Source organism: Aeromicrobium sp. JP4 (genome assembly GCF_054957925.1).
Map to the genome: position 1 here is coordinate 2,094,681 of NZ_CM143290.1, position 24,520 is coordinate 2,119,200.

Annotated in this window: 21 protein-coding genes and 1 tRNA gene; 12 read left to right on the forward strand and 10 right to left on the reverse strand. The window is 70.8% G+C overall.

Annotated elements, in window-relative coordinates; all coding sequences use genetic code 11:
• Genes pknB through ACY1JX_RS10305 form a run of 6 tightly spaced genes read right to left on the reverse strand, consistent with a single transcriptional unit; the run spans position 1 to position 7,111 of the window.
• On the reverse strand, positions 1–1,731 hold the full coding sequence (gene pknB / locus ACY1JX_RS10280) for a Stk1 family PASTA domain-containing Ser/Thr kinase (protein ID WP_462563914.1): 1,731 nt from the start codon (positions 1,729–1,731) through the stop codon (positions 1–3).
• Between the two features lie 31 nt (positions 1,732–1,762).
• Complete coding sequence (locus ACY1JX_RS10285; RefSeq protein ID WP_462563915.1) at positions 1,763–3,229, reverse strand: peptidoglycan D,D-transpeptidase FtsI family protein; 1,467 nt, start codon at positions 3,227–3,229, stop codon at positions 1,763–1,765.
• A complete protein-coding gene (locus ACY1JX_RS10290; RefSeq protein ID WP_181753493.1) occupies positions 3,226–4,611 on the reverse strand; it encodes an FtsW/RodA/SpoVE family cell cycle protein in 1,386 nt (461 codons plus the stop codon). The genes ACY1JX_RS10285 and ACY1JX_RS10290 overlap by 4 nt, the downstream gene beginning before the upstream one ends.
• Positions 4,608–5,921, reverse strand: coding sequence for a PP2C family protein-serine/threonine phosphatase (locus ACY1JX_RS10295; RefSeq protein WP_462563916.1), 1,314 nt, complete (start codon positions 5,919–5,921; stop codon positions 4,608–4,610). Before ACY1JX_RS10295 ends, ACY1JX_RS10290 begins: the two co-directional genes overlap by 4 nt.
• On the reverse strand, positions 5,922–6,404 hold the full coding sequence (locus tag ACY1JX_RS10300) for an FHA domain-containing protein FhaB/FipA (RefSeq protein WP_181753489.1): 483 nt from the start codon (positions 6,402–6,404) through the stop codon (positions 5,922–5,924).
• Positions 6,401–7,111 (reverse strand): FhaA domain-containing protein, encoded by a 711-nt coding sequence (locus ACY1JX_RS10305; protein WP_286930759.1) that lies wholly within the window; start codon positions 7,109–7,111, stop codon positions 6,401–6,403. The genes ACY1JX_RS10300 and ACY1JX_RS10305 overlap by 4 nt, the downstream gene beginning before the upstream one ends.
• A gap of 195 nt (positions 7,112–7,306) precedes the next feature.
• Here ACY1JX_RS10305 and ACY1JX_RS10310 point away from each other — a divergent pair.
• From ACY1JX_RS10310 to glgX, 7 genes are all read left to right on the forward strand, one after another.
• Positions 7,307–7,392, forward strand: a tRNA-Leu gene (locus ACY1JX_RS10310).
• Between the two features lie 194 nt (positions 7,393–7,586).
• On the forward strand, positions 7,587–7,727 hold the full coding sequence (locus ACY1JX_RS10315) for a hypothetical protein (protein ID WP_462563917.1): 141 nt from the start codon (positions 7,587–7,589) through the stop codon (positions 7,725–7,727).
• A gap of 144 nt (positions 7,728–7,871) precedes the next feature.
• Positions 7,872–10,310 carry a glycogen/starch/alpha-glucan phosphorylase gene (locus tag ACY1JX_RS10320; RefSeq protein WP_462563919.1) on the forward strand — a complete coding sequence of 813 codons (2,439 nt, stop codon included), beginning with the start codon at positions 7,872–7,874 and terminating at the stop codon, positions 10,308–10,310.
• Positions 10,311–10,364: 54 nt separating this feature from the next.
• Positions 10,365–12,590 carry a 1,4-alpha-glucan branching protein GlgB gene (gene glgB / locus ACY1JX_RS10325; protein ID WP_462563920.1) on the forward strand — a complete coding sequence of 742 codons (2,226 nt, stop codon included), beginning with the start codon at positions 10,365–10,367 and terminating at the stop codon, positions 12,588–12,590.
• Positions 12,587–13,882, forward strand: coding sequence for a glucose-1-phosphate adenylyltransferase (gene glgC, locus ACY1JX_RS10330; protein WP_462563921.1), 1,296 nt, complete (start codon positions 12,587–12,589; stop codon positions 13,880–13,882). Before glgB ends, glgC begins: the two co-directional genes overlap by 4 nt.
• Positions 13,883–13,885: 3 nt before the next feature.
• The gene (glgA, locus tag ACY1JX_RS10335; protein WP_462563922.1) at positions 13,886–15,334 is read left to right on the forward strand and encodes a glycogen synthase GlgA; all 1,449 of its coding nucleotides are present in this window, start codon (positions 13,886–13,888) and stop codon (positions 15,332–15,334) included.
• Complete coding sequence (gene glgX, locus ACY1JX_RS10340) at positions 15,331–17,391, forward strand: glycogen debranching protein GlgX (RefSeq protein WP_462563923.1); 2,061 nt, start codon at positions 15,331–15,333, stop codon at positions 17,389–17,391. The genes glgA and glgX overlap by 4 nt, the downstream gene beginning before the upstream one ends.
• A 105-nt stretch (positions 17,392–17,496) precedes the next feature.
• Here glgX and ACY1JX_RS10345 read toward each other — a convergent pair whose 3' ends face one another.
• Together ACY1JX_RS10345 and ACY1JX_RS10350 are read right to left on the reverse strand one after the other, a co-directional pair.
• Positions 17,497–17,799: a DUF4235 domain-containing protein gene (locus ACY1JX_RS10345; RefSeq protein ID WP_181753474.1), complete on the reverse strand. Its 303-nt coding sequence runs from the start codon at positions 17,797–17,799 to the stop codon at positions 17,497–17,499.
• Entirely contained in the window at positions 17,799–18,089 is a 291-nt protein-coding gene (locus ACY1JX_RS10350) for a WhiB family transcriptional regulator (RefSeq protein ID WP_181753472.1), read from the reverse strand. The genes ACY1JX_RS10345 and ACY1JX_RS10350 overlap by 1 nt, the downstream gene beginning before the upstream one ends.
• Before the next feature lie 127 nt (positions 18,090–18,216).
• Between ACY1JX_RS10350 and ACY1JX_RS10355 the strand changes: the two genes are divergently transcribed.
• Genes ACY1JX_RS10355 through ACY1JX_RS10370 form a run of 4 tightly spaced genes read left to right on the forward strand, consistent with a single transcriptional unit; the run spans position 18,217 to position 21,330 of the window.
• On the forward strand, positions 18,217–19,098 hold the full coding sequence (locus ACY1JX_RS10355; RefSeq protein ID WP_462563924.1) for a MerR family transcriptional regulator: 882 nt from the start codon (positions 18,217–18,219) through the stop codon (positions 19,096–19,098).
• A gap of 4 nt (positions 19,099–19,102) precedes the next feature.
• Complete coding sequence (locus ACY1JX_RS10360; protein WP_181753468.1) at positions 19,103–19,909, forward strand: crotonase/enoyl-CoA hydratase family protein; 807 nt, start codon at positions 19,103–19,105, stop codon at positions 19,907–19,909.
• A gap of 51 nt (positions 19,910–19,960) precedes the next feature.
• Positions 19,961–20,725, forward strand: a complete 765-nt coding sequence (locus tag ACY1JX_RS10365) for a methyltransferase domain-containing protein (protein ID WP_181753467.1) — start codon at positions 19,961–19,963, stop codon at positions 20,723–20,725.
• A 2-nt stretch (positions 20,726–20,727) separates the two neighbouring features.
• Entirely contained in the window at positions 20,728–21,330 is a 603-nt protein-coding gene (locus tag ACY1JX_RS10370; RefSeq protein ID WP_462563926.1) for an IMPACT family protein, read from the forward strand.
• 28 nt (positions 21,331–21,358) lie between these two features.
• Here ACY1JX_RS10370 and ACY1JX_RS10375 read toward each other — a convergent pair whose 3' ends face one another.
• Both ACY1JX_RS10375 and ACY1JX_RS10380 read right to left on the reverse strand, forming a co-directional pair.
• Positions 21,359–22,264: an endonuclease/exonuclease/phosphatase family protein gene (locus tag ACY1JX_RS10375; RefSeq protein WP_462563927.1), complete on the reverse strand. Its 906-nt coding sequence runs from the start codon at positions 22,262–22,264 to the stop codon at positions 21,359–21,361.
• A 96-nt stretch (positions 22,265–22,360) separates the two neighbouring features.
• Positions 22,361–22,882, reverse strand: a complete 522-nt coding sequence (locus ACY1JX_RS10380) for a TetR/AcrR family transcriptional regulator (RefSeq protein WP_181753464.1) — start codon at positions 22,880–22,882, stop codon at positions 22,361–22,363.
• Positions 22,883–23,010: 128 nt separating this feature from the next.
• Between ACY1JX_RS10380 and ACY1JX_RS10385 the strand changes: the two genes are divergently transcribed.
• Positions 23,011–24,516 carry an MFS transporter gene (locus tag ACY1JX_RS10385; RefSeq protein ID WP_462563928.1) on the forward strand — a complete coding sequence of 502 codons (1,506 nt, stop codon included), beginning with the start codon at positions 23,011–23,013 and terminating at the stop codon, positions 24,514–24,516.
• Positions 24,517–24,520 lie beyond the last annotated feature (4 nt).

A 24,520-nucleotide genomic window follows, 5' to 3' on the forward strand; every position in this document is an offset into this window, starting at 1 on the left:
CTAGGGCGTCGGCACGACCGTCGGCGGCGCGTTCGGGTCCGGCGTGGGCTCCGTGGTGGGAGCCGGCGGCCGCGACACGGTGAGAGTGATCGTGGTGCCCGGAGCCACCATCGAGCCGGGCTCGCGGCTCTGCTCGGTGACGGTGCCGTCGGGCGCGGTGCCGGCGGGATCGTTCTGGGCCGAGACCTTCAGGCCGGCGTCCTCGAGCGTCTTCGTGGCGTCCTCGACCGACTGGCCCACGACGTTCGGGACGTCGACCTCGCCGCGCGACACGATGAGGGTGACGGTGCTGCCGCGCTCCACCTCGGTGCCCGGAGGCGGGTTGCTGTTGAGCACGCGACCCTTCGGCTCGCTGCTGTCGGTGTTCTGGCGCTTGACCTTCAGCCCGTAGCGGTCGCCCTCGAGCAGGTCCTTGGCCTCGTCGTACGAGTAGCTGGTGAGGTTCGGGATGTCGACCAGCTCGGGACCCGAGCTGACGATGAGATCGATCGCGGTGCCCTCGTCGACCGTGGTCCCGGCCTCGGGATTGGTGGCGATGACCTGGTCCTCGGGGATGTCGGCGCTGGTCTGCTCGGTGACCTCGCCGACGACGAGATTCTGCGACTCCAGCCGGTTCGTTGCGGTGGGGACGTCGAGTCCCTCGACCCGCGGCACGTCGGTGGTCGGCGTGTTCACCTCGGGATCTCGGTCGTTGAGCATGAGGGCCAGGCCGACTGCGGCAGCGATGGCCAGCAGCACCAGCGCGAGGGCCCACCACTTCCCGGACCCCTTCTTCTCCTCCTCGTCCGGCGGCGGCAGGAGGGGCGCGGCGACCGCGGGGGTGACCTGCGTGGCCGCACCGACGGCCGTGACGGCCTGCGTGGGCGCGTCGACGGTGCCACCGGCGAGCACCCGCTCGATGTCCTTGCGCATGTCGCCCGCGCTGGAGTACCGGTCGTCGACGCGCTTGGCCAGGGCCTTGGCGACGACGTTGTCGACCTCGACCGAGACGTCGGGGTTCAGCTGCGACGGGGGCCGGGCCTCCTCGCGCACGTGCTGGTAGGCCACCGAGACCGGGCTGTCGCCGACGAACGGCGGCCGGCCGGTGAGCAGCTCGTAGAGCACGCAGCCGGTGGAGTAGATGTCGCTGCGGGCGTCGACGGTCTCGCCGCGCGCCTGCTCGGGCGAGAGGTACTGCGCCGTGCCGATCACGGCCGCGGTCTGCGTCATGGCGCTGGAGGTGTCGGCGATGGCCCGGGCGATGCCGAAGTCCATCACCTTGACCTTGCCCTCGGGCGTGAGCATGACGTTGGCCGGCTTGATGTCGCGGTGGATGATGCCGGCGCGGTGGCTGTAGTCCAGCGCGGCGAGGATGTCGGCGGTGATCGAGAGGGCACGCTCGGGCAGGATCTTGCGGCCGTCGCGCAGGACATCGCGCAGCGTGCGTCCCTCGACGAGCTCCATGACGATGTACGGCACGGTGGCGCCGGTGGGATCGGTGGCCTCGCCGGTGTCGTACACGGCGACGATCGACGGGTGGTTCAGCGAGGCCGCCGACTGCGCCTCGCGCCGGAAGCGCTCCTGGAACGTCTCGTCGGCTGCGAGGTCGGCGCGGAGCAGCTTGATGGCGACGGGGCGACCGAGCCGCATGTCGTGGCCGGCCCGGACGTCGGCCATGCCTCCGCGCCCGACCAGCTCGCCGACCTGGTAGCGGTCGCCGAGGGGGCTCATGTTCGCGTCACTCTCGGTCATGGTGTCCAGTCTCCCAAAGGGTGGATGAGGTTCATCGGAGCACCGCTTCCATCACGGAGCGGGCGATGGGGCCGCCGAGGCGGCCACCGCCGATGTCGTTGGTGTTCTGTGCGGACTCGACCAGCACGGCGACCGCGACCTGGGGGTCCGTGGCGGGTGCGTAGCTGATGAACCAGGCGTAGGGCGGGCGGTCGGGCGCCGACTCGGCCGTGCCGGTCTTGCCACCGACATCCACGCCGGGGATCTTGGCCGGGGTTCCGGTGCCTTCGTCGACGACGGCCACCATCATGTCGTTGAGCTCGCGGGCGTCGCCGGCCGACATGGCGCGTCCCAGCTCCTGGGGCTCGGGCTGCTCGAGGATCGAGAGGTTGGGGGCGCGGACCGTGCGCACGACCCGCGGCTTCATCAGCACGCCGTCGTTCGCGATCGTCCCGGCGACCATCGCCATCTGCAGCGGCGTGGCGGCCACCTCGTACTGGCCGATGCCCGACTGCGCGAGCTGCGGCGGCTCGAGCTCGGTATCGGGGTCGGCCGTGAACCGGCTGGCCGCCGACGCGAGGTCGTCGAGGGGGCGCTCGCCGAAGCCGAACTTCGTGGCCTGCTCGGACAGGACGTCCTGCCCGACCTTGCCGGCCATCCAGCCGAACGAGACGTTGCAGGACACCTCGAGGGCACGTTCGAAGCTGATGGGGTTGCCACCGCAGTTGCTGCCGCCCTGGTTGGTCAGCTGGTAGTCGATGCCGGGGAAGCTCAGCGTGGCGCCGCCGCGGACGTCGTCTTCGGCCTTGAGCCCGAGGTCCTCGATGCCGGCGGCGGCCGTGACGGCCTTGAACGTCGATCCCGGCGGCAGCGTGGTCTGGGCGCCGCGGTTGATCAGCGGGTCGTTCTCGTCGCCCTCGAGCTTGCGCATGGCCGACGTGACGGCGTCGAGGTCGTGGCTCGCGAGCTGGTTCGGGTTGTAGGTCGGCTGGCTGACCATGGCCAGGATGTCCCCGGACTGCGGATCCAGCGCCACCACGGCGCCGCGGGTCTTCTCGCCGAGGTCGGCCAGGCCCTCGAACGCGGCCTTCTGCGCGGCGGGGTCGAGCGTGAGCTCCACGCTGCCGCCCTGGGGCTGGTCGTTGGAGATGACGTCGATGACGCGGTTCACGAAGAGCCGGTCGTCGCTGCCGGAGAGGATGTCGTTGTACGACTGCTCGATGCCGTCGCGGCCGTAGATGTAGGAGAAGTAGCCGGTCACCGGGGCGTAGAGCTCGGGCTCGGTGTACTTGCGCTGGAACTGCCACTTGTCCTTGACGGGCACGGACTGGGCGATCGGCTCGCCGTCGACGATGATCGCGCCGCGCTCGCGGCTGAACTGCTCGTCGATGACGCGGCGGTTGCCCTCCTTCTCGTTCAGGTCGTCGGCCTGGACGAACTGCACGTAGTTGGCGTTCAGCAGCAGCGCGAGGAACATCAGCAGGCACGCGACGGCCATGGCACGGACGGGCTTGTTCATGACAGCTTCACCACCTGTGTCTCGTCGTCGCCGCTGATCGTGGCGACCTCCGGCGCGGGGCGCCGGGTCTGGTCGCTGATGCGCAGCAGCAGCGCGACGATGATCCAGTTCATGATGATCGAGGAGCCACCCGCGGCCAGGAACGGCGCGGTCAGGCCGGTCAGCGGGATGAGGCGCATGACGCCACCGGCGACGACGAAGACCTGCAGGGCGAAGGACACCGACAGGCCCACGGCGAGCAGCTTGCCGAAGGCGTCACGGCACGTCAGCGCGATCCGCAGGCCGCGCTCGACGACGAGGGCGTAGACCATGATCACGGCCATCAGCCCGGCCAGGCCGAGCTCCTCGCCGATGGACGACAGGATGAAGTCGGAGAAGCCGAAGGGGGTCAGCTCGGGGCTGCCCTGCCCCCAGCCGCGACCGAGCAGACCGCCGTGTGCGAGACCGTAGAGCGCCGTGATGATCTGGTAGTTCTTGTCCGGATCGGCCCACGGGTCGAGCCACGCGTCGAAGCGGTCGCGCACGTGGCCGAAGGCGGCGTAGCCGAACCAGGCGCCCACGGCGAACAGCGCACCGCCGACGACGAGCCAGCCCGGGCGCTCGGTGGCCACGTAGAGCATGACGACGAAGAGGCCGAAGAACAGCAGCGAGGAGCCCAGGTCGCGCTGGAAGACCAGGATCCCGACGCTGACGAGCCAGCCCAGCAGGATGGGACCGAGGTCGCGACCCCGGGGCAGGTCGATGCCGAGGACCCGCCGGCCGGCCAGCGCCAGGGCGTCGCGCTTGGCGACGAGGTAGCCGGCGAAGAAGATCGCCAGGGCGATCTTGGCGGCCTCCGCGGGCTGGAAGCTGAAGGGGCCGAGCTGGATCCAGATCTGTGCGCCGCGCTTGGCGTTGCCGATGATCGGCAGGATCGGGAGCACGAGCAGCGCGATCGCCGCGAGGCCGAACGTGTAGGTGTACTGCTGCAGGCGGCGGTGGTCGCGGATCAGCACCAGCACGGCGACGAACATCAGGATGCCCAGGATCGTCCAGCGCAGCTGTCCCTGCGCGAACGGGCCGAACCCGGAGCCGTTGGCCTCCAGGCCGAGGTCGATCCGGTAGATCATCACCAGGCCGATGCCGTTGAGGGCCACGACGAGCGGCAGCAGCACGGGGTCGGCGTACCCGGCGAACCTCCGGACGGCCAGGTGCGCGCCCAGCGCCACGACGGCGTAGACGGCTCCGACCGTGTAGATGCCCGCGGGAACCGTGCCGTCGAAGCCGAGTCCCACGGCGGCGTACGACCCGATGCCGATCGCGATCGCCAGCAGCAGCAGCCCCAGCTCGGCGGTGCGGCGCTTGCGCGGGATCCAGGCGGGAGTGACGCCGCCGGCACTCATGGTGCCTCCGTCGGTGCGGACGTGGCGGGGGTGCGGCGCGGCGTGGGGGTGGGCGTCGGCGTCGGGGTGGGCGTCGGCTCGGTCACCTGGATGCTGAGGTTGGTGACGATGCGCTTGGCCTCGTCGTGGTCTGCGGCGGCGATGCCGGCGGCGACGCGGTCGCGCTGGTACGGCGGCAGCGTGTCGATCTCGATCCGCGTGACCTCGTCGACCGTCTTGAGGGTCACGCCGGGCACGTCGACGTCGACGCCGCGGTAGATCGCGACCATGCCGTCGGAGGGCGCCACGAAGTACTGGCGCTGCGACCAGTCGTAGGCGTAGGCGGCCGCGCCACCGAGCAGCCCGAGGATCACGAGGCTCCCCAGCAGCCACCGCACCCAGCGGCGCCTCGGCACCGGAAGGGGCGCGTAGCGCAGCTCCTCGGGGTCGGGCTCGACCGCGCCGGGTGCGCCCGCGACGTGCACGGCGGGCGCCGAGGACGCCGAGACCGATCCGGTGCGGCGGCGGGGCTGGCTGGTGGCGGCACCCACGAGCTGGGGCTTGCCGTCGGCGCAGACCAGGTCCTCGTCGAGCGGCTCGTCGCCGGGCACGAACTCGGCCACCACGACGGTGACGTTGTCGTAGCCACCGGCCTCGAGGGCGAGCCGGACCAGCTCGGTCGCGGCAGCGTCGATCGTCTCGAGCTTCATCGTCCGCTCGATCGTCTCGTCGTCGACCATGTCCGTGAGGCCGTCGCTGCACAGCAGGTAGCGGTCGCCCGCCGCCGGCTGCAGCCACGTGAAGTCGGGCTCGAAGTCGTCGCGACCCAGGATCGCCTTCAGCAGCAGCGACCGGTGGGGGTGGACCCGCGCCTCCTCGGGCGTGATCCGGCCTTCCTCGACGAGGCTCTGCACGAACGTGTGGTCGATGCTGAGCTGGCTGAGACGGCCGTGCCGCAGCCGGTAGGCCCGCGAGTCGCCGATGTGGGCGACGGCCAGCTTCTCGCCGTCCCACAGCATCGCCTCGAGGGTGGTGCCCATGCCCTCCACGGCCGGGTCGTCGGCGATCAGCTGGGCGAGGCGGTGGTTCGCGTTGGCGACGGCGGTGCGCATCGCGTCCAGGGCGTCGCCGTCGGTGTCGTCGTCCAGCTCACGGTCGAGGTCGCGGATCTCCGCGAGGGCGGCCGAGGAGGCCAGGTCGCCGGCCGCGGCGCCGCCCATGCCGTCGGCGATGACCAGCAGGCGGGGGCTGGCGTAACCGGAGTCCTGGTTGTTCGAACGGCGCAGACCGACGTCGGTCAGCGCTACGTAGCGGTAGGTCAGCGGCGCCATCTACTTGCGCAACTCCACGATCGTCTTGCCCAGCCGCACCGACGTGCCGATCGCGACGGGCACCGGCGAGGTGACGCGCTGACTGCCGATGTAGGTGCCGTTCGTGGAGCCGAGGTCCTCGACGAACCACTGCTCGCCGTTGGTGGCGAAGCGGGCGTGACGGGTGGAGACGTAGTCGTCGTCGAGGCGGATGGCGGCGTCGGTGCCGCGGCCGAGCAGGATCGGCTCGGTGCCCAGCGGGACGCTCTGGCCGGCGTTGGGGCCGTCGACGATCTGGAGCTTGTTGGGGGCGCCACGCATCTTGCGGCTGTTGCGCGGGACCTTCTTCTGGGGCTTGGGCTGCTTCTGGCCCTTGGCGGGCTTCGGGGTCTGGACCTTCGTGCCGAAGATGTCGGTGCGGATCACCGAGACCGCGGACAGCACGAACAGCCACAGCACGGCCAGGAAGCCGAGCTTGATCAGCGTGAGGGTCAGTTCGCTCACGCGATCTCCTCGCTGATCTGGACCGAGATGGTCGTGTTGCCGAGGCGGATCGTAGAGCCGTTGCGCAGGAAGGCGGCGTCCACACGGCGGCCGTCGACGATCACGCCGTTGGTGGAGCCCAGGTCGCGCACCTCGACGCCGTTGCCGAGGAACGAGATCTCGGCGTGGTTGCGGCTGATGCCCGGGTCGTCGATCTTCAGGTCCACCGAGGAGCCGCGGCCGATCGTGATGCCGGGCGGGTTCACGGGGTGACGCAGGCCGCCGATGTCGAGGACGACGCGGGCGCGGCGCACCGCGGTGTCGGTGATCGGCTCGCCGCGCACGGGGGTGACCGACGCGTTCGAGGCGCTGACGATCGTGAAGCGACCCGTGTGCAGGTTCTCGTCGAGCGCGAACTCGATGTGCAGCGGGCCGGCGGCCGTGTAGTGCTGCTCGGCCAGGTGCTCCTTGAGCAGGGTGGCCAGCTCGGTGGCCAGCGTCGCCCCGTAGGGCGAGAGGCGCTCGTGGTCGGCGGGCGAGAGCTCCACCGTGAAGTCGTTCGGCACGAGCGTGCGCTCGCGGCTGAGGATCGTGGCGCTCTGGTCGACCTCGCGCTGCAGGGCGGCGGCGATCTCGACCGGCTGGACCGCGCTGCGGAAGGCGCGCGCGAAGGCCCCGGTGACGGCACCCTCGAGACGCTTCTCGAAGCGCTGCAGGACTCCAGCCACGGGTGCTCACCTCCTCGGGCATGCGACGTCGACGACGGTTGGTCCTGTCGATCGTATCGACACCGCACCAGATCGGGGGTGTCCGTGCCTGCGACCCGCCGCACACCCCGACGCTGGAAGGAGGGTGACCCGGGGAGTTCGCGTCCTCCGCCGGTCCTGTTAGACTCTGACGTCGGTCCGGTTCACCGGATCACTGCGCGAGTGGCGGAATGGTAGACGCGCTGGCTTCAGGTGCCAGTGTCCGCAAGGGCGTGGGGGTTCAAATCCCCCCTCGCGCACCAGAACGAGAGAGCCCCTGACCTGCGGTTGCCCGCGGAGCAGGGGCTTTGTCGTGTCCAGGGGGCCGTCGGCCCGTCAGCCGCCGGACTTTTGTGACGCGTTTCGGCTCACGGAGGCCCGCGGGGCCGACTCCTGTCACAAAAGTCGGCCGTGGGATCAGTCCGGCTGCAGGACGATCCTCGCGGACCAGGCCGGCGTGAAGGTGACCTCCTTCATCCGCGCGGCTGCGCTCAAGGCAGCCAGTCCGGTCGACCTCGCCGTGCTGAGCCGGCTCGCCCGGGACCTGGAGCAGCGCGCTCACGACGTCGCGACGATGGCCGCCCGCGGCGTGGCCTGAGCTGGCAGCTCTTCGGCACCGCAGCAGTGGCTGGGCCCACACCTCTCACCCGGCGAAGGTGGCGGTGACGACCCTAGGATGGCCGTGACGCGCCCGACGTCGCGCGCGCTGGAGCCGAATCCCCATCACCCCCGCGGGAGTCACATGTCCGAGTCCCTGGAAGTCCACGGCGTCGACCTCGACGACCTGACCCTTCCCGAGCCCACGCCCGAGCAGTTCCGCCGCTCCCTCCTGCACCACCTGCAGTACACGGTCGGCACGGATCCCGAGCACGCCTCGAAGTTCGACTGGCGGATGGCGCTGTCCTACACGATCCGCGACCGCGCGCTCGAGCCGTGGTTCGACGCCACCCGGCGCACGTGGAACGAGGACCGCAAGCGCGTCTACTACCTGTCGATGGAGTTCCTCATCGGGCGCCTGCTCGAGGACGCCACGATCAACCTCGGGCTGCGCGACGTCGCGGTCCAGGTGTTCGACCGCCTGGGCCTGGACTTCGCCGACATCGCCGACGACGAGCCCGACGCGGCGCTCGGCAACGGCGGTCTCGGCCGGCTGGCGGCCTGCTACCTCGAGTCGATGGCCACGCTGGGCTGCCCGGCCTACGGCTACGGCATCCGCTACGAGCACGGCCTGTTCAAGCAGCGGTTCGAGGGCGGCCGGCAGGTCGAGGCCCCCGAGGACTGGCTCGTCACCGACAACCCGTGGAGCTTCACCCGCCCCGAGTCGGCCTACCCCGTCGGCTTCCGCGGCGAGGTCGTCGAGCAGGACGGCCGCCAGGTCTGGACGCCGCAGCTGCGGGTCCTCGCCGAGGCGCACGACACCCCGGTGGTCGGCTACGGGCGCCAGTGGGCGAACACGCTGCGCCTCTGGGCGGCTAAGCCCAGCGCCGACCTGTTCGACCTCGAGCGCTTCAACGCGGGCGACTTCACCGCCGCGGCCGAGCCCGAGGCGTGGGCGCGCACCCTCTCGCGCGTGCTCTACCCGAACGACACGACCTCGCGGGGCAAGGAGCTGCGGCTCTCGCAGGAGTACTTCCTGACCTCGGCCTCGGTGCAGGACATCGTGCGCCGCTACCTCGAGACCCACGACGACCTGCGCCGGCTGCCCGAGTACGTCGCGATCCAGATGAACGACACCCACCCCGCGATCGCCGGCCCTGAGCTCATTCGGCTGCTGGTCGACGAGCACGGCTTCGGGTTCGACGCGGCGGTCGACCTCTCGACTCAGGTGCTCGGCTACACGAACCACACCCTGCTGCCCGAGGCGCTCGAGCACTGGTCGGTCGGCCTCATGCGCAAGGTGCTGCCGCGCCACCTGCAGATCATCGAGCAGCTCGACCGGCGCGATGCCGAGCTGCACGGGCCGCGGCCCGAGGGCGTCGGCCTCATCGGCGACGACCAGGTCAGGATGGGCGACCTCGCCTTCGTCACGAGCCACAAGATCAACGGCGTCTCGGCGCTGCACACCGACCTCGTGCGCCGCGACCTCTTCCCGGCCCTCGACAGCCTGCACCCCGACCGGATCGTCAACGTGACCAACGGCGTCACGCCGCGCCGGTGGATCGCGCTCGCGAACCCGCCGCTGGCCCGGCTGCTCACCGACACGCTCGGGTCCGGCTGGGAGACCGACCTCGAGCGGCTCCAAGGCCTCGAGGACCACATCGACGACCCGGCCTTCCGCGAGGCGTTCGGCGCCACGAAGCGCCAGGCCAAGGAGCGGCTCGCGGGCTGGCTTGCCGACCACCACGGCATCGAGGTCCCGACCGACGCGCTGTACGACGTCCAGGTCAAGCGGCTGCACGAGTACAAGCGCCAGCTGATGAACATCCTGTGGACCATCGCCCACTGGCAGCGCATCAAGCGCGATCCGGGCGCCGGGTGGGTGCCGCGGGTCAAGATCTTCGGTGGCAAGGCCGCGCCCAGCTACGTCATGGCCAAGGACATCATCCGGCTCATCAACGACGTCGCCGCCGTCGTGAACGCGGACCCGGAGACCCGCGACCTGCTGCAGGTCGTCTACCCGGCGAACTACAACGTGTCGATGGCCGAGAAGCTCATCCCCGCGGCCGACCTCTCCGAGCAGATCTCGACCGCCGGCATGGAGGCCTCGGGCACGGGCAACATGAAGTTCGCGCTGAACGGCGCGCTGACGATCGGCACCCTCGACGGCGCCAACGTCGAGATCCGCGAGCACGTCGGTGCGGACAACTTCTTCCTCTTCGGCCTGACCGCCGACGAGGTCACGGCCCGCCGGAACGAGCCCGACCACGCCCGCACGGCGATCGAGAAGAGCCAGGCGATGCGCGACGTGCTCCAGGCCATCGCCGAGGGGACGTTCAGTCCGGACGAGCCGAACCGCTACGGCGCCATCCTCGACATGATCTGGAACAGCGACTGGTTCCTCGTGGCGTCGGACTTCGACTCCTACGACGAGACCCAGCAGGCGGTCGACCGCACGTACCTCGACCACGAGCGCTGGCAGCGGATGGCTCTCCTCAACGTCGCCCGGACGGGCTATTTCAGCTCCGACCGCTCGGTGCGCGAGTACATGAGCCGCATCTGGAACATCACCCCGGCGCTCTGAGTCCGGCGAGCCCGACGCGTCTCAAGGGTGCCAACCGGCGCCGCCGGTGGTTGTATGAAACAGATGGCAGCCGAGGAGGGACGCATGGCCGGTGAGGACACGACCCCGCTCGTGCTCGACGCGGCCGAGGCGTGGCAGCTCGCGCAGGGCCTGCACCGCGACCCGTTCGCGGCCCTCGGTCCCACCGACGACGGTCACCACGTCGTGGTGCACCGCCCCGGTGCCGAGCGCGTCTGGGTCGTCAACGACACCGACGAGGTCGAGCTGTCCCGGCACCCTGCCGCCCGCGACGTCTTCGTCGGTCCCTCACTGCCGTTCTACCGGGTGCGCGTCCAGTGGCCCGAGGCCGGCACCGAGGAGTACGAGGATCCCTACCGCTTCGGTCCCGTTCTCGGCGAGATCGACGAGTACCTGATCGGCGAGGGCACCCACCGGCGGCTGTGGCAGGTGCTCGGCGCCCGCGTCATCACGCACGAGGAGACCACCGGCGTGCACTTCGCCGTGTGGGCCCCGAACGCCGAACGGGTCTCGGTCGTCGGTGACTTCAACGGCTGGAACGGCGCGGTGCACCCGATGCGCCCGCGCGGGGCGACCGGCGTGTGGGAGGTCTTCCTGCCCGGCCTCGGCGAGGGGTGCGTCTACAAGTACGACATCCTCGGCCCGGGCGGCCGCCAGCTGCCGCTCAAGGCCGACCCCGTGGGCTTCGGCAGTGAGCACCCGCCGCGCACCGGCTCGGTCGTTCGCGAGCTCGGCCGCCACGCATGGCAGGACGCCGACTGGCTCGCGAGCCGGGCGGACATCCACGCGGTCGACGCGCCGATGAGCATCTACGAGGTCCACCTCGGCTCGTGGCGACGCGTCGCGGAGGAGGGGAACCGCCCCCTGTCGTACCTCGAGGCGGCCACGCGACTGGTCGACTACGTGGCCGACCTCGGCTTCACCCACCTGGAGGTGCTGCCCGTCAGCGAGCATCCCTTCGACGGGTCGTGGGGCTACCAGCCGATCGGCCTCTACGCGCCGACGATCCGCTACGGGACGCCCGCGGAGTTCGCCGCGTTCGTCGACGCGGCCCACGCGAAGGGCCTCGGGGTGCTGGCCGACTGGGTGCCCGGGCACTTCCCCACCGACCAGCACGGACTCGGCCGGTTCGACGGCACGCCGCTGTACGAGCACGCCGACCCGCGCGAGGGCTTCCACCCCGACTGGAACACGCTGATCTTCAACTACGGCCGCCCGGAGGTGCTGAACTACCTCGTCTCGAACGCGCTGTACTGGCTGGACGAGTACCACCTCGACGGCCTGCGGGTGGACGCCGTCGCCTCGATGCTCTACCGCGACTACTCGCGCCAGCCCGGTGAGTGGATCCCCAACAAGGACGGCGGCCGCGAGAACTACGAGGCGGTGACGTTCGTCCAGGAGGCCAACGTCGCGGCCTACGGCGAGCACGACGGCGTGGTGATGATCGCCGAGGAGTCGACCACCTTCCCGGGCGTCACCCGCCGCGTCGACGAGCAGGGCCTGGGGTTCGGCTACAAGTGGAACCTCGGCTGGATGAACGACTCGCTGACCTACTTCGGCAAGGACCCGGTCCACCGCAAGCACCACCAGGACGAGCTCACGTTCGGCCTCACGTACGCCTTCACCGAGAACTTCGTCCTGCCGATCAGCCACGACGAGGTCGTCCACGGCAAGGGCTCGATGTACGGGCGCATGCCCGGCAACCACGCCGACAAGCTGGGCAACCTCAAGTCGTTCTACGGCTACATGTGGGGCTACCCGGGCAAGAAGCTGCTGTTCATGGGGCAGGAGCTCGGCCAGCCCGCCGAGTGGAACCACGACGGCGAGCTGGACTGGGGCGTGCTGCACGACCCGGGCCACGTCGGAGTCCAGAGCCTCGTCCGCGACCTCAACCGGCTGTACCGCGAGCTTCCCGCGCTGCACCGCCACGACACCCACGGCCGCGGGTTCCAGTGGCTGCTCGTCGACGCCGTGGATGAGCAGGTCTTCGCCTGGCTCCGTCGCGGTGACGAGGACGACCAGCACGTGGTCGTCGTGCTCAACCTGACCCCCGTCGAGCGCACCGGCTTCCGCATCGGGTTCCCCGTCGCGGGTCGTTGGACCGAGGCGCTCAACACCGACTCGCGCTTCTACGGAGGTGCCGACCGTGGCAACGGCGGCGCCATCGAGACCGAGCCCGTCCCCGCCCAGAACGAGGCACAGTCGGCGATGCTGACGCTGCCGCCCCTGTCCGCTGTCTACTTCGTGGAGGAACGGTCATGACCATCCCGATCTTGACGGGTCGCGACGCCGGCGCGCCGCCCCGACTGTCCAGTCAAGCGATGGCGTTCGTGCTGGCGGGCGGACGCGGCAGCCGCCTCGAGGAGCTCACCGACCGACGGGCGAAACCGGCCGTGCAGTTCGGCGGCGAGTGGCGCATCATCGACTTCCCGCTGTCGAACGCGCTCAACTCCGGCATCCGGAAGATGGCCGTCGCCACGCAGTACAAGGCCCACTCCCTGATCCGGCACATGCAGCGGGGCTGGAACTTCTTCCAGGCCGAGCGCAACGAGTACCTGGACATCCTCCCTGCGAGCCAGCGCGTCGAGGAGACCAAGTGGTACCTCGGCACCGCCGACGCCGTGACGCAGAACATCGACATCGTCGACGACTACAAGGTCAAGTACGTGATCGTCCTGGCTGGCGACCACGTCTACAAGATGGACTACGAGGTCATGCTGCGCCAGCACGTCGAGACGGGCGCCGACGTGACCGTGGGCTGCCTGACCGTGCCGCGCGAGGAGGCCACGGCGTTCGGCGTCATGCACGTCGACGCGACCGGCCTCATCGTCGACTTCCTCGAGAAGCCGGCCGATCCGCCGGGCACCCCGGAGGACCCGGACGTCGCCCTCGCGTCGATGGGCATCTACGTCTTCGACTGGGACTTCCTGCGCGAGCTGCTGCGCCAGGACGCCGAGGACACCAGCTCGCGGCACGACTTCGGGTTCGACCTGATCCCGGCGATCGTCCGCGGCGGCAGTGCCTACGCCCACCGGTTCAGCGAGTCGTGCGTCATGACCGGTCTGGAGACGGAGCCCTACTGGCGCGACGTCGGCACGATCGACACGTTCTGGCAGGCCAACATCGACCTGACCGAGTTCATCCCGGCGCTCGACCTCTACGACAACTCGTGGCCGATCTGGACGTACGCGGAGTTCACGCCGCCGGCGAAGTTCGCCCACGACGAGGAGGGACGGCGCGGCCAGGCGATCCAGTCGCTCATCGCGGGCGACTGCATCGTGAGCGGCTCAGAGGTGCACAACTCGCTGCTGTTCACGGGCACCCGCACGCACTCGTACTCGATGCTCGACCGCGTCGTGGCGCTGCCGCACGTCGACGTCGGCCGCGGTGCCCGGCTGACGAACGCCGTGGTCGACAGCCGGGTCCACATCCCCGAGGGGCTCGTGGTCGGCGAGGACCCCGACGAGGACAACCGCTGGTTCCGCCGGACCGAGAACGGGATCGTGCTGGTGACCCAGCCGATGCTCGACCGCCGCGCGGCCTCCCTGGAGTAGTCGATGCCCCCTCGCCCGCGCCGCCTGCTCTCGGTGGCGTCGGAGTGCGCCCCGCTGCTCAAGACCGGGGGGCTCGCCGACGTCGTCGGTGCCCTGCCGTCCGCCCTCGCCGAGCAGGGCTGGCGGTCGCGCGTCCTGGTGCCCGCGTACCCGGGGATCCTCGACCGGGTCGGCTCGACGAAGACCGTCTGGGAGGACCCCGACCTGTTCGGCGGCCCGGCGGTCGTGCGCGCCGGGCGCCACGCCGGGGTCGACCTCATGCTGCTCGACGCGCCGCACCTCTTCGACCGCCCCGGCGGGCCGTACAACGTCGACGGCCACGACCACCCCGACAACCACGTGCGGTTCGCGGCGCTGTCGTGGGTCGGTGCGCGGATCGCGATCGACGGCACCTCCGACCGCTGGCGCCCCGACGTGGTGCACGCCCACGACTGGCAGGCGGGCCTCGTGCCGTCGTACCTGCGCTACGCGGAGGCTGACGTGCCGACCGTGATGACCATCCACAACATCGCCTTCCAGGGCATTTTCGGGCCCGACCAGCTGGACCGGCTGCGCCTGCCGACGTGGGACTTCCACCACGAGGCGCTGGAGTACCACGGTCTCGTCAGCACGCTGAAGGCCGGCATGGTGCACGCCACGAAGGTGACGAGCGTCAGCCCCACGTACGCGCAGGAGCTGACGACGCCCGAGTTCGGGTTCGGGCTCGAGGGCGTGGCCGCCGCGCGCCGGGACGGCGGTGACCTGCTCGGCATCGTCAACGGGATCGACACGACCGTGTGGGACCCCGCGTCGGATCGCGCGGTCGTCCACTACTCCGTCGACGACCCGGCAGCGAAGGACCGCAACCGGCGCGAGCTGCTCGCCGAGTTCGGGCTGGCGGAGCCGGCCGGCCCGCTCGCGGTCGTGGTCACCCGGCTCACGCACCAGAAGGGTGTCGACCTGCTGCTCGAGGCCCTCCCGGGATTCGTGGAGGCCGGCGGGGCCGTGATCGTCCTGGGCTCCGGCGACCCCGGCTACGAGTACGCCCTGAACGACCTCGCCGCCCGGTACTCGCAGTCGATCGGCGTGCGGATCGGCTACGACGAGCCCCTCAGCCACCGGATGTACGGCGGGGGCGACCTGGTCCTCGTGCCGTCGCGCTTCGAGCCCTGCGGGCTGACCCAGCTCTACGGGATGCGCTACGGCGCGATCCCGGTCGTCGCGTCCACCGGAGGTCTGCGCGACACCGTCGTGGATGCCTCGCCGGAGAACCTCGCCGCCGACGTGGCCACCGGCTTCGCCTTCGCCGACATCGACGCGGGCGGGCTCGCCGGGGCGCTCTCCCGGGCGCGCGAGCTGTACGCCGACCCGCCCGCCTGGCAGCGGCTGCGCCACCGGGCGATGTCCACGCCGGTGGACTGGGGGCCTTCCGCCGAGCGCTACGCGACGCTGTTCGCGGAGATCGTGCGATGACCCGAGCCGTGACCACCGGCCGGCCGTACCCCCTGGGCGTCACCGTCGACGGCGACGGCGTCAACGTGGCGGTCTGGTCGGCGAACGCCGAGCGGGTCGAGCTCTGCCTGTTCGACGAGTCGGGTGCCGAGGAGCGGATCGACCTCGTCTTCCGCGACGGTGACGTCCGACACGCCCACGTGACCGGAGTCGGACCCGGCACGCGGTACGGCCTGCGCGCCCACGGCCCCCACCGGCCCGAGGAGGGCCTGCGGTTCAACCCCGCCAAGCTGCTCATCGACCCGTACGCCCGCGCGCTCGACCGGCCGCTGCGCTGGGACGAGGCGATGTCCGGGCACGCCGGTGACGACGACCTCACGCTCGACGACCGCGACAGTGCGCCCGTGGTCCCGCGCGGCATCGTGCAGGGCGACCCGGCGGGCCCCGACCCGACGACCAACCGGCCCGGCCATGCCTTCAGCGACCTGGTGATCTACGAGGCGCACGTGAAGGGCCTCACCGCCGCGCACCCCGGCGTCCCCGAGGAGGTGCGCGGCACCTACGAGGGCCTCGCGTCGCCTGCCGTCATCGACCACCTGACCTCGCTGGGGGTCAACGCCGTCGAGCTGTTGCCGGTGCAGGCGTTCCTCGACGACCGCTTCCTCGTCGCAAAGGACCTGCGGAACTACTGGGGCTACCAGCCCATCGCGTGGTGCGCCCCCGAGCCCCGGTACGCCCGGGACGACGCGGTCGCCGAGCTCCGCCAGGCCGTCCACGCCCTGCACGAGGCGGGCATCGAGGTCATCGTCGACGTCGTCTACAACCACACCGGCGAGGGTGACGAGCTCGGCCCCACGCTGTCGTTGCGCGGTCTGGACAACACCGCGTACTACCGGCTCGTCGACGCGGGACGTCACTACGTCGACGACACGGGCACGGGCAACACCCTCGCCGTCGACCGGCCGCCGGTGCTGCGGCTCGTGATGGACAGCCTGAGGTACTGGGTCGAGGTGCTCGGGGTCGACGGGTTCCGGTTCGACCTCGCCACCACGCTCGGCCGCACCCAGAAGGGCTTCCGCCCCCACGGGCCGTTCTTCAGCGCCATCCGCCAGGACCCGGTGCTGTCGACGGTGAAGCTGATCGCCGAGCCGTGGGACCTCGGCCCCGGCGGCCATCGGCTGGGCCGGTTCCCGCACCCGTTCTCGGAGTGGAACGACCGCTTCCGCGACGGGATCCGCCGGGCGTGGCAGGTCCGGTCGCTCGGCAGTGCCGACGTCGGCGCCCGGCTGCTGGGTTCGGCCGACCAGTTCGACCACGGCTCACGCGGGGCCACCGCCTCGGTCAACTTCGTCACGGCCCACGACGGGTTCACCGTGGCCGACCTCGCCTCCTACGCGCACAAGCACAACGAGGCCAACGGCGAGGACAACCGGGACGGCCACGACGAGAACCTCTCGGACAACCTCGGGGTCGAAGGCCCCACCGACGATCCCGACGTCCTGGCCGCACGGGCGCGCCGGGTGCGCGGGCTGCTGGCGACGCTGCTGGTGTCGCAGGGGGTGCCGATGCTGCTGGCCGGCGACGAGATCGGCAACAGCCAGGGCGGCAACAACAACGCCTACGCGCAGGACAACGAGCTCGGCTGGATCGACTGGTCGGCGCCCGACACCGGGCTGCTCGCGCTGGTGCGCCGGCTCGTCCGGTTGCGCCGCGAGCAGCCGGTGCTGCGCCAGCGCACCTTCATGCACGGCCGCGAGCGCGCTGACGGCCACAGAGACGTGACGTGGCACCGGGCCGACGGGGCGACCCCGACGGCCGAGGACTGGCACGACCCCGAGTGGCGGTCGGTGGGCCTGCTCCTGCGGGGCGCTGCGGGCGACCCGATGGGCGAGGCGCTGGACGACGCCGTCTTCGTCGTCCTCAACGTGGGCGGCGACATCGAGATGGCGCTCCCCGACCCGGGGCAGCACCGTGCCTGGCGGCTCGAGGTCGACACCGCCCGTCCCGACGACGAGGTGTCGTTCGGCTCGACCTATCCCGCGCTCGGGCAGTCGGTCGTCGTCCTGGCAGCGCGCTGAGCGTGCCCGGGACGCGCAATGGCCGCGGGGGGAGAACCCGCGGCCATTGCCAGAGTGCTGAGGTCGGCAGGAGGAGGGAACCGACGTCAGCTGAGAAGGAGACGATCAGTCGCCGGGCCACTCACCCGTCGCCTTGGCGAACGCCTTGGCGCCCTGCCGCTGGACGATCGCACGTACGCCGGAGAAGATCGCGCCCTGGATCACCGCAGCGAGCAGGATCTCCTTGAGCGGGAACTCCGACTGGGTCGGGTTGGGCGGATCGCCCTCGCTGTTCGGGCTGGCGCGCTTCCACACCTGCTTGAACACCGCCGAGGCGATCAGACCCGCCAGGATCGACGTGATCAGCCCGACCGGCTGGTAGAGGATCTTGGCGGAGGTGCTGGCCTTCGCCTTCTTCGGCGCCGCCATCAGCCGACAGCGGCCTGACGGCCGGCCAGGATCTCGGTGCGCTCGGACTCGGTGAGGCCACCCCAGACGCCGTACGGCTCCTGGACGGCGAGGGCGTGCTCCCGGCACCGGTCGATGACCGGGCACGTGGCGCAGACGGCCTTGGCGGACTCTTCACGGCGGTGGCGCTTCATGCCGCGTTCAGCTTCGGGCGAGAAAAAAACGGAGGAGTCGACGCCCATGCAGGCGCCCTCCCACTGCCATTCGTAGGACTCAATGATGGGCGACGGAAGTCGCTTGATGTTGACCATGTTTCCTGCCCCTTCCCCAAGGGTGAGGACTGACTCGAGCTGTGTGCGCAACCCGGCAAGTAGTTCGACGGTACTACCTAATCTATTCATTGTGCAAGCACCCTGAATAAGTTTTATGATCGACCGCATGCACCGCCGCTGGACCGTGGGTACCCTCTCCGAGATGCTGGGAATCGCGGCTCCCACCCTCCGGACCTGGGAACGCCGCTATGGCGTCGGTCCGACCTTCCGTACGGCGGGCGGCCACCGTCGCTACACGATCGTCGACGCCGACCGCGTCGCGACGATGGCCCGGTTCATCGAGTCGGGCGTCCCCGCCCACGACGCCGCCGAGCGGGTGAAGCGGCTCTCGCCGCACGAGCTGGCCGCGATCGTGGGGGCCGGACCCGCCGGCCTCAGGGCCTCCGCCCACGAGCAGACCGTCTTCGACATGCTCGAGGGCGCGAAGGAGCTCGACGCCGCGAAGGTGCAGGAGGCCGCCGAGAGCGCGATCGAGCGCTTCGGCGTCGAGGAGGCCTGGGACTCGGCCATCGCCCCGGCGATGATCCAGGTCGGCCTGTACTGGGAGGACGGGCGGATCGACGTGGCCGGCGAGCACCTCGTCACCGCGTGCGTCCTGACGGCCCTGCGCGCGGCGGCGCACCGCTACCCCTCGCGCGGGCCGGCGCGGGTCGTGCTGGCCAGCGTGGAGGACGAGCAGCACAAGCTGCCGATCGTCGCGCTCGGCGCGGCCCTGGCCCGTCACGGCCACGGGTGGACCGAGCTCGGTGCCAGGCTGCCCATGGAGTCGCTCGAGTCCTTCGTGAGCAGCAGCCGGCCCGACGCCGTGTTCCTCTGGTCCTCGGTGATGAAGCCGGGGCCCGAGACCCTGGAACGGCTGGCCGAGCTGGGGCGCCACACCGCACTGTTCCTCGGTGGTGCGGGGTGGCCGCGGGACGTCGTCACGTCGCACTCCCTGACCGAGACCGTGCGGCAGTTGCGGAAGGCGCTCGGCGACGATCTACCCTGAGCGCATGACCGAACAGCATGTCGTCACCGAGATCGAGGGGCCCATCGCCCACGTCTGGCTCAACCGCCCCGACAAGCTGAACGGCATCACGTTCGGCGTGCTCGACGGCCTCCTGGAGGCCGCCGACCGGATCGAGGCCGATCCGAACGTCCGCGCGGTGCTGCTCGAGGGCCGCGGCCCGTCCTTCTGCGCGGGCCTGGACTTCGGCCAGGTGATGACCGACAAGAAGCGCGTCGCCCGGTACTTCATGCCGAATCCGCTCAAGGGCACGAACAAGTTCCAGCAGCCGCTGTGGGCCTGGCGCGAGCTCTCCGTTCCGGTCATCGCCGTGACGCGCGGCCACGTGTTCGGCGGCGGCATCCAGCTGGCGCTGGGCGCGGACTTCCGGTTCACCACCCCCGACTGCCAGTGGTCGATCATGGAGGCCAAGTGGGGCCTGGTCCCCGACATGAGCGGCACCGTGGCGCTGGCCGAGCTGGTCGGCGCCGACCTGGCCAAGCGCCTCGTGATGACCGGCGAGGTGTTCTCCGGCGAGCAGGCCGTCGAGTACGGCATCGCCTCGGGCGTCGCCGAGGACCCGACCAAGCCCGCCCTCGAGCTGATCGACCAGCTCCTCGCGCGCTCGCCCGACTCCGTCGCCGCGTCGAAGCGCCTGCTCAACGAGACCCGTCTCGCCAAGCCGCGCCGGGCGTTCGCGCTCGAGCGCAAGTACCAGCGGGCCATGCTCAAGTCGCCGAACACCGACGTCGCGCGCAAGGCCGGCATGGCGAAGACCGAGCCCGAGTTCGGTCCGCGCCGCTTCGGCCGCTGACCGGCGTCCGGCGATGACCGCCGTTCAGCCCCTGATTGTTAGGGTTGCCCGGTGAACGAGGACAAGCCCAGCAAGAAGGTCGCCGACCAGTACGACCGGGGATACGACTACACCCAGTACTGGAACAACCGCGACTACGAGAACGCCGCCGAGCAGGTGGCGATCCGCCGGCTGCTCAAGGGCCGCCGGTTCGCCAAGGCCGCCGACGTGGGCGGTGGCTTCGGCCGCCTCGCGCTGCTGCTGCGCGAGTACGCCGACCAGGTCACGCTCGCCGAGCCCAGCCAGACCCAGCTCGACGCCGCCGAGAAGTTCCTCGAGGGCACCGACGTCATCAAGGCGCGCCAGCAGGCCGACGCCCTGCAGTTCGGCGACGGCGAGCTCGACCTCATCACGATGGTCCGGGTCATGCACCACATCCCCGAGCCCACCGAGGAGTTCGCCGAGATCGCCCGCGTGCTCGCGCCCGGCGGCACGGCGATCATCGAGGTCGCGAACTACGGCCACTTCAAGAACCGTCGCGCGTTCAAGAAGGCCGGCAAGGCGCTGCCGAAGGAGCCCGTCAGCATCCGTACCGTCGCCGCGGACGAGCCCGACGCGATCGCCTTCGTGAACCACAACATCGACACGGTCGTCGGCCAGCTGGCCGCGGCCGGCCTGGTGCTGCAGCGCAAGCTGTCGGTGTCGAACCTGCGCAGCCAGAAGCTCAAGCGCTACGTGCCGGGCAAGGTGCTCGTCGCGGTCGAGCGCGTGCTCCAGAAGCCCCTCGCCTCCAGCGACTTCGGTCCCTCGATCTTCCTGGAACTGCGCAAGCGCTGAGGGTGGCGACCTACCGCACGATCGATCTCGGCCTCGGCGACACCGCCGAGGCCGAGATCGTGGTGCTGAGGTCGCGCTTCCTGGCGCGTGTGGGGCGCGTGGAGGACGAGGCGAGCGCCCGGGCGCTCATCGCCGACGTCCGCGCGACGCACCACGACGCGCGGCACCACTGCACCGCCTTCATCGTCGGCCCCGAGGCCGCAGTGCGTCGCAGCAACGACGACGGCGAGCCCTCGGGAACCGCCGGACGACCCATGCTCGAGGTCCTCACGGGACGTGAGGTCAGCGACGTCGTCGTGGTCGTGACGCGGTGGTTCGGCGGCACGCTGCTGGGAACGGGAGGCCTCGCCCGCGCCTACGCCGAAGCCACCGGGGCAGCGCTCGACGAGGCCGGGGTCCGCGAGCGGGTCCTCTGGCAGCGGGCCCGGGTGACCGTCCCGGTCACCGAGGTCGGCGCGATGGAGAGCCGCCTGCGCCGCGACACCGACGTGATCGACGTGGCCTACGGCCCCGACCGCGTCAGCTACGAGGTCGCGGCCGCCGACCTCGCCGTCCTGGACCGGTTGCCGTTCGAGCGGCTCGAGCCGGTCTGGCGCGACGCCTGAGTGGTGACCCCGGCGCCGCGCCGCGGCGTCAACCCTGGACGGTGGCCTTCGCGACGACCAGCTGGTGGTCGGACGGGCTGTCGAGGGCGTTGAAGGCTGCGCCCGACTGCGTCCACGGGGTCTTGTTGTTCGAGAAGAACACGTGGTCGATCTTGCGCTTGCCGCTCTGGTCGGTGGCGTTGCCCCCGCGGTTGGAGGTCTGCCCCTCGAGCTGCGCCGCCTCGAAGAACTTGCCGTTCGGGGAGTTGCCGTCCTCGTCGACGCCGCGGGCGTACATGCGGTTCAGCACCGGGTCCTTCGGGACGGCGTTGAAGTCGCCGCCCACGACGACCAGCTGGCCGTTGCCGATGAACGTCGCGGTGATGTCCTTGATCTCCTTGATCTGGGTCTTGCGCGCGTTGAGGGAGGGGTTGCCGACGACGTACGCCTTGCCCAGCGCGACGTGCACGGAGCACACGGTGCGCACGGAGGTGTCCGTCCACCGCACGCACACCAGCTCCTGCTGCCGCGTGTGCAGGCTGCCGTCGTCGTTCACGGACTCGTCCTGGGAGAGCGACCGGACGACGTTGTCCGCGCCGGCCGCGGTCCGCACGGCGACGGTCATCACGTCGCCCCGGGCGCCACAGCCTGCGGTACGGCTCTGCTGCGCATGCACCGACCAGGTCTGGCCGACGCTGGCGGCGTAGCCCTGGATCAGCGGCACGTCGCTCGCACAGACCTCCTGCAGGGTCACCGCCTGGGCGCCGAGGCTGTGAGCCTTCGCCAGTGCGTGGGTGATCGCCGCGCCGTTCTTCTCCACGTTGTGCTGGACGACGATGAACTTCGTCGCGGCCTGCGCACTCGTCGGTGAGACGAACGAGATCGCCGTCAGGGCGAGTGCGCCGGCGAGTGCGGTGACGGCGCTGCGCGCGCGTCGTGGGGTGCGTTGCGTCATGCGGATGGCCTCATTCGTCGAAGGACTCGGAGTTCCCCACGATGCGTCACGTCCGGGTCGGTGTCCACCTGAGCGCCGGCCGGCCCGACACGCGGCTCACTGGCCGAGGCGGCCCAGGACCTCGCGCACGTGGCCGAGCGCGTCGGGGCTGCCCAGGCCGGTGGTGTCGTCGAAGTAGAGGCCGTCGCCGATGAGCTGGATCGTGCGGGCGAGGGCCTCGTCGCCGAGGTGCTCGTTGAGGACGCCGAACCACGCGTCGCGGATGTCCGCCAGCGCCGCGCGCGCGCCGTGGTCGTGCTCCTGGGCGATGCGCGACGCCGCGATCAGGGCGCGGTCGAAGTCGCTGCCGGTGTCCACGGAGGTCTCGAGGTAGAACGCCACGGGGCCCTGCTCGGCCGAGCGCATCTGCTCGACGTCGCGAGCCGCCTGCTCGCGCAGCCGCTCGACCATGCCGTCGACGAGGGCCTCACGACTGTGGAAGTGGTACAGCAGCCCGCCCTTGGAGACGCCGGCCTCCGCGGCGACGGCGTCCAGCGTGGCGGCGCGGCTGCCTGCGCCCACCAGCAGGCGCTCGAAGGCGTCGAGGACGCGATCGCGGGTACTGCGCTCCTCGGCCATGGGCTCAGCCTAGTGATCCGGCCGCGTCCACGGCCCGGAACCTGCGACGCGGGTGACCCTGATCACCGGAAAGCCCTGTGACGCGAGTCATTTTGGAACTGTACCGTCTGGACGGTACAGTAAGGGTGATGTCCACGTTCACACCTCATGCCGCCCGTGCCGGCCGACGCGAATGGTCCGCGTTGGCCGTGCTGATGCTGCCCGTGCTGCTCGTCTCGGTCGACAACACGGTGCTGTCCTTCGCGCTGCCCGAGATCAGTCGCGAGCTGCGCCCGAGTGGCAACCAGCTCATGTGGATCGTCGACATCTACGCGCTCATGCTGGCCGGTCTGCTCATCGCCATGGGCAGCCTCGGCGACCGCATCGGTCGCCGCCGCCTGCTCGTGGCCGGCTCCGTCGGATTCGGCGCCGCCTCCGTGCTCGCGGCCTTCAGCACGAGCCCGGAGATGCTGATCGCGGGCCGTGCGCTGCTCGGCTTCTTCGGCGCGACCCTCATGCCCTCGACGCTGTCGCTGATCCGCAACATCTTCGAGGACGCGCGCGACCGGCGCACCGCGATCGCGGCGTGGGCGGCCATGTTCTCCGGCGGTGCCGTCCTCGGCCCGGTGGTGGGCGGCTACCTGCTCGAGCACTTCTGGTGGGGCTCGGTGTTCCTGCTGAACGTCCCGTTGATCATCGCCTTCGTTCCCGCGGCGCTCGCGCTCATCCCCGAGTCGCGCGACCCCCAGCCCGGCCCGTTCGACCCGACCTCGGTCGTGCTGTCGCTGGTCGCGATGGTGCCGCTCGTCTTCGCGATCAAGCACGGTGCCACGGCCGGCCTCGACGACACCACGCTCGCCGCGCTGGCCCTGGGCCTCGGTGCCGGCTGGTGGTTCATCCGCCGCCAGCAGCGCAGTGCCACGCCGATGCTCGACCTGAGCCTGTTCCGCAACCCGGTCTTCAGCGGCGCCCTGGCGGCGAACGCCCTCAGCCTCATGGCACTGGCGGGCTTCCTCTACTTCGGCGCCCAGCTGCTCCAGCTCGTGCTGGGGCTGTCCCCGCTGGAGTCGGCGCTGGTCCTGGTGCCGGGCTCGATCGCCACGATGGCGGCCGGCTTCGCGGCCGTACGTCTCGTCGAGCGGGTCCCGGCGCGCACCCTCGTGCCGCTGAGCTTCATGCTGTCGTCCAGCGGCTACGCGCTGGCGGCCTTCACGGGTCACCCGACCGTGCTCTCGGTGGGTGTGGCGTTCCTGATCCTGGGCATCGGCATCGGCCTGGCCGAGACGATCACCAACGACCTCATCCTGTCGAGCGTGCCGCCGCAGAAGGCGGGCGCCGCGTCGGCGATCTCCGAGACCGCCTACGAGATCGGTGCCGTCCTGGGCACCGCGGTGCTCGGCAGCGTGCTCACCGCGACGTTCCGCTCGAACCTGACGGTCCCGGCGGTCGCGAAGTTCGGCGAGCAGGAGAACGCGTTCGAGACCCTCGGCAGCACCCTGCAGTTCGCCGAGCAGTTCGCGGCGCCGGTGCAGGGGTGGATCCACGCCTCGGCCGCCTCGGCGTTCGACCTCGGTGTGCAGTTCACCGCGGGTGCCGCGATCTTCGTCGCCCTGGCCGCTGCGCTCATCTCGCGACGCACCCTGCGGCACGCCTGAGCGG

What these genes read in the sequence shown, in the direction of transcription:
- ACY1JX_RS10290 (WP_181753493.1), bottom strand. Translation starts at nt 4,611, where the DNA reads ATGAGTGCCGGCGGCGTCACTCCCGCCTGGATCCCGCGCAAGCGCCGC.
- ACY1JX_RS10380 (WP_181753464.1), bottom strand. Translation starts at nt 22,882, where the DNA reads ATGGCCGAGGAGCGCAGTACCCGCGATCGCGTCCTCGACGCCTTCGAG.
- ACY1JX_RS10345 (WP_181753474.1), bottom strand. Translation starts at nt 17,799, where the DNA reads ATGGCGGCGCCGAAGAAGGCGAAGGCCAGCACCTCCGCCAAGATCCTC.
- ACY1JX_RS10320 (WP_462563919.1), top strand. Translation starts at nt 7,872, where the DNA reads ATGTCCGAGTCCCTGGAAGTCCACGGCGTCGACCTCGACGACCTGACC.
- ACY1JX_RS10295 (WP_462563916.1), bottom strand. Translation starts at nt 5,921, where the DNA reads ATGGCGCCGCTGACCTACCGCTACGTAGCGCTGACCGACGTCGGTCTG.
- ACY1JX_RS10360 (WP_181753468.1), top strand. Translation starts at nt 19,103, where the DNA reads ATGACCGAACAGCATGTCGTCACCGAGATCGAGGGGCCCATCGCCCAC.
- ACY1JX_RS10385 (WP_462563928.1), top strand. Translation starts at nt 23,011, where the DNA reads ATGTCCACGTTCACACCTCATGCCGCCCGTGCCGGCCGACGCGAATGG.
- glgX (WP_462563923.1), top strand. Translation starts at nt 15,331, where the DNA reads ATGACCCGAGCCGTGACCACCGGCCGGCCGTACCCCCTGGGCGTCACC.
- pknB (WP_462563914.1), bottom strand. Translation starts at nt 1,731, where the DNA reads ATGACCGAGAGTGACGCGAACATGAGCCCCCTCGGCGACCGCTACCAG.
- ACY1JX_RS10285 (WP_462563915.1), bottom strand. Translation starts at nt 3,229, where the DNA reads ATGAACAAGCCCGTCCGTGCCATGGCCGTCGCGTGCCTGCTGATGTTC.
- glgA (WP_462563922.1), top strand. Translation starts at nt 13,886, where the DNA reads ATGCCCCCTCGCCCGCGCCGCCTGCTCTCGGTGGCGTCGGAGTGCGCC.
- ACY1JX_RS10350 (WP_181753472.1), bottom strand. Translation starts at nt 18,089, where the DNA reads ATGGTCAACATCAAGCGACTTCCGTCGCCCATCATTGAGTCCTACGAA.
- ACY1JX_RS10355 (WP_462563924.1), top strand. Translation starts at nt 18,217, where the DNA reads ATGCACCGCCGCTGGACCGTGGGTACCCTCTCCGAGATGCTGGGAATC.
- glgC (WP_462563921.1), top strand. Translation starts at nt 12,587, where the DNA reads ATGACCATCCCGATCTTGACGGGTCGCGACGCCGGCGCGCCGCCCCGA.
- ACY1JX_RS10375 (WP_462563927.1), bottom strand. Translation starts at nt 22,264, where the DNA reads ATGACGCAACGCACCCCACGACGCGCGCGCAGCGCCGTCACCGCACTC.
- glgB (WP_462563920.1), top strand. Translation starts at nt 10,365, where the DNA reads ATGAAACAGATGGCAGCCGAGGAGGGACGCATGGCCGGTGAGGACACG.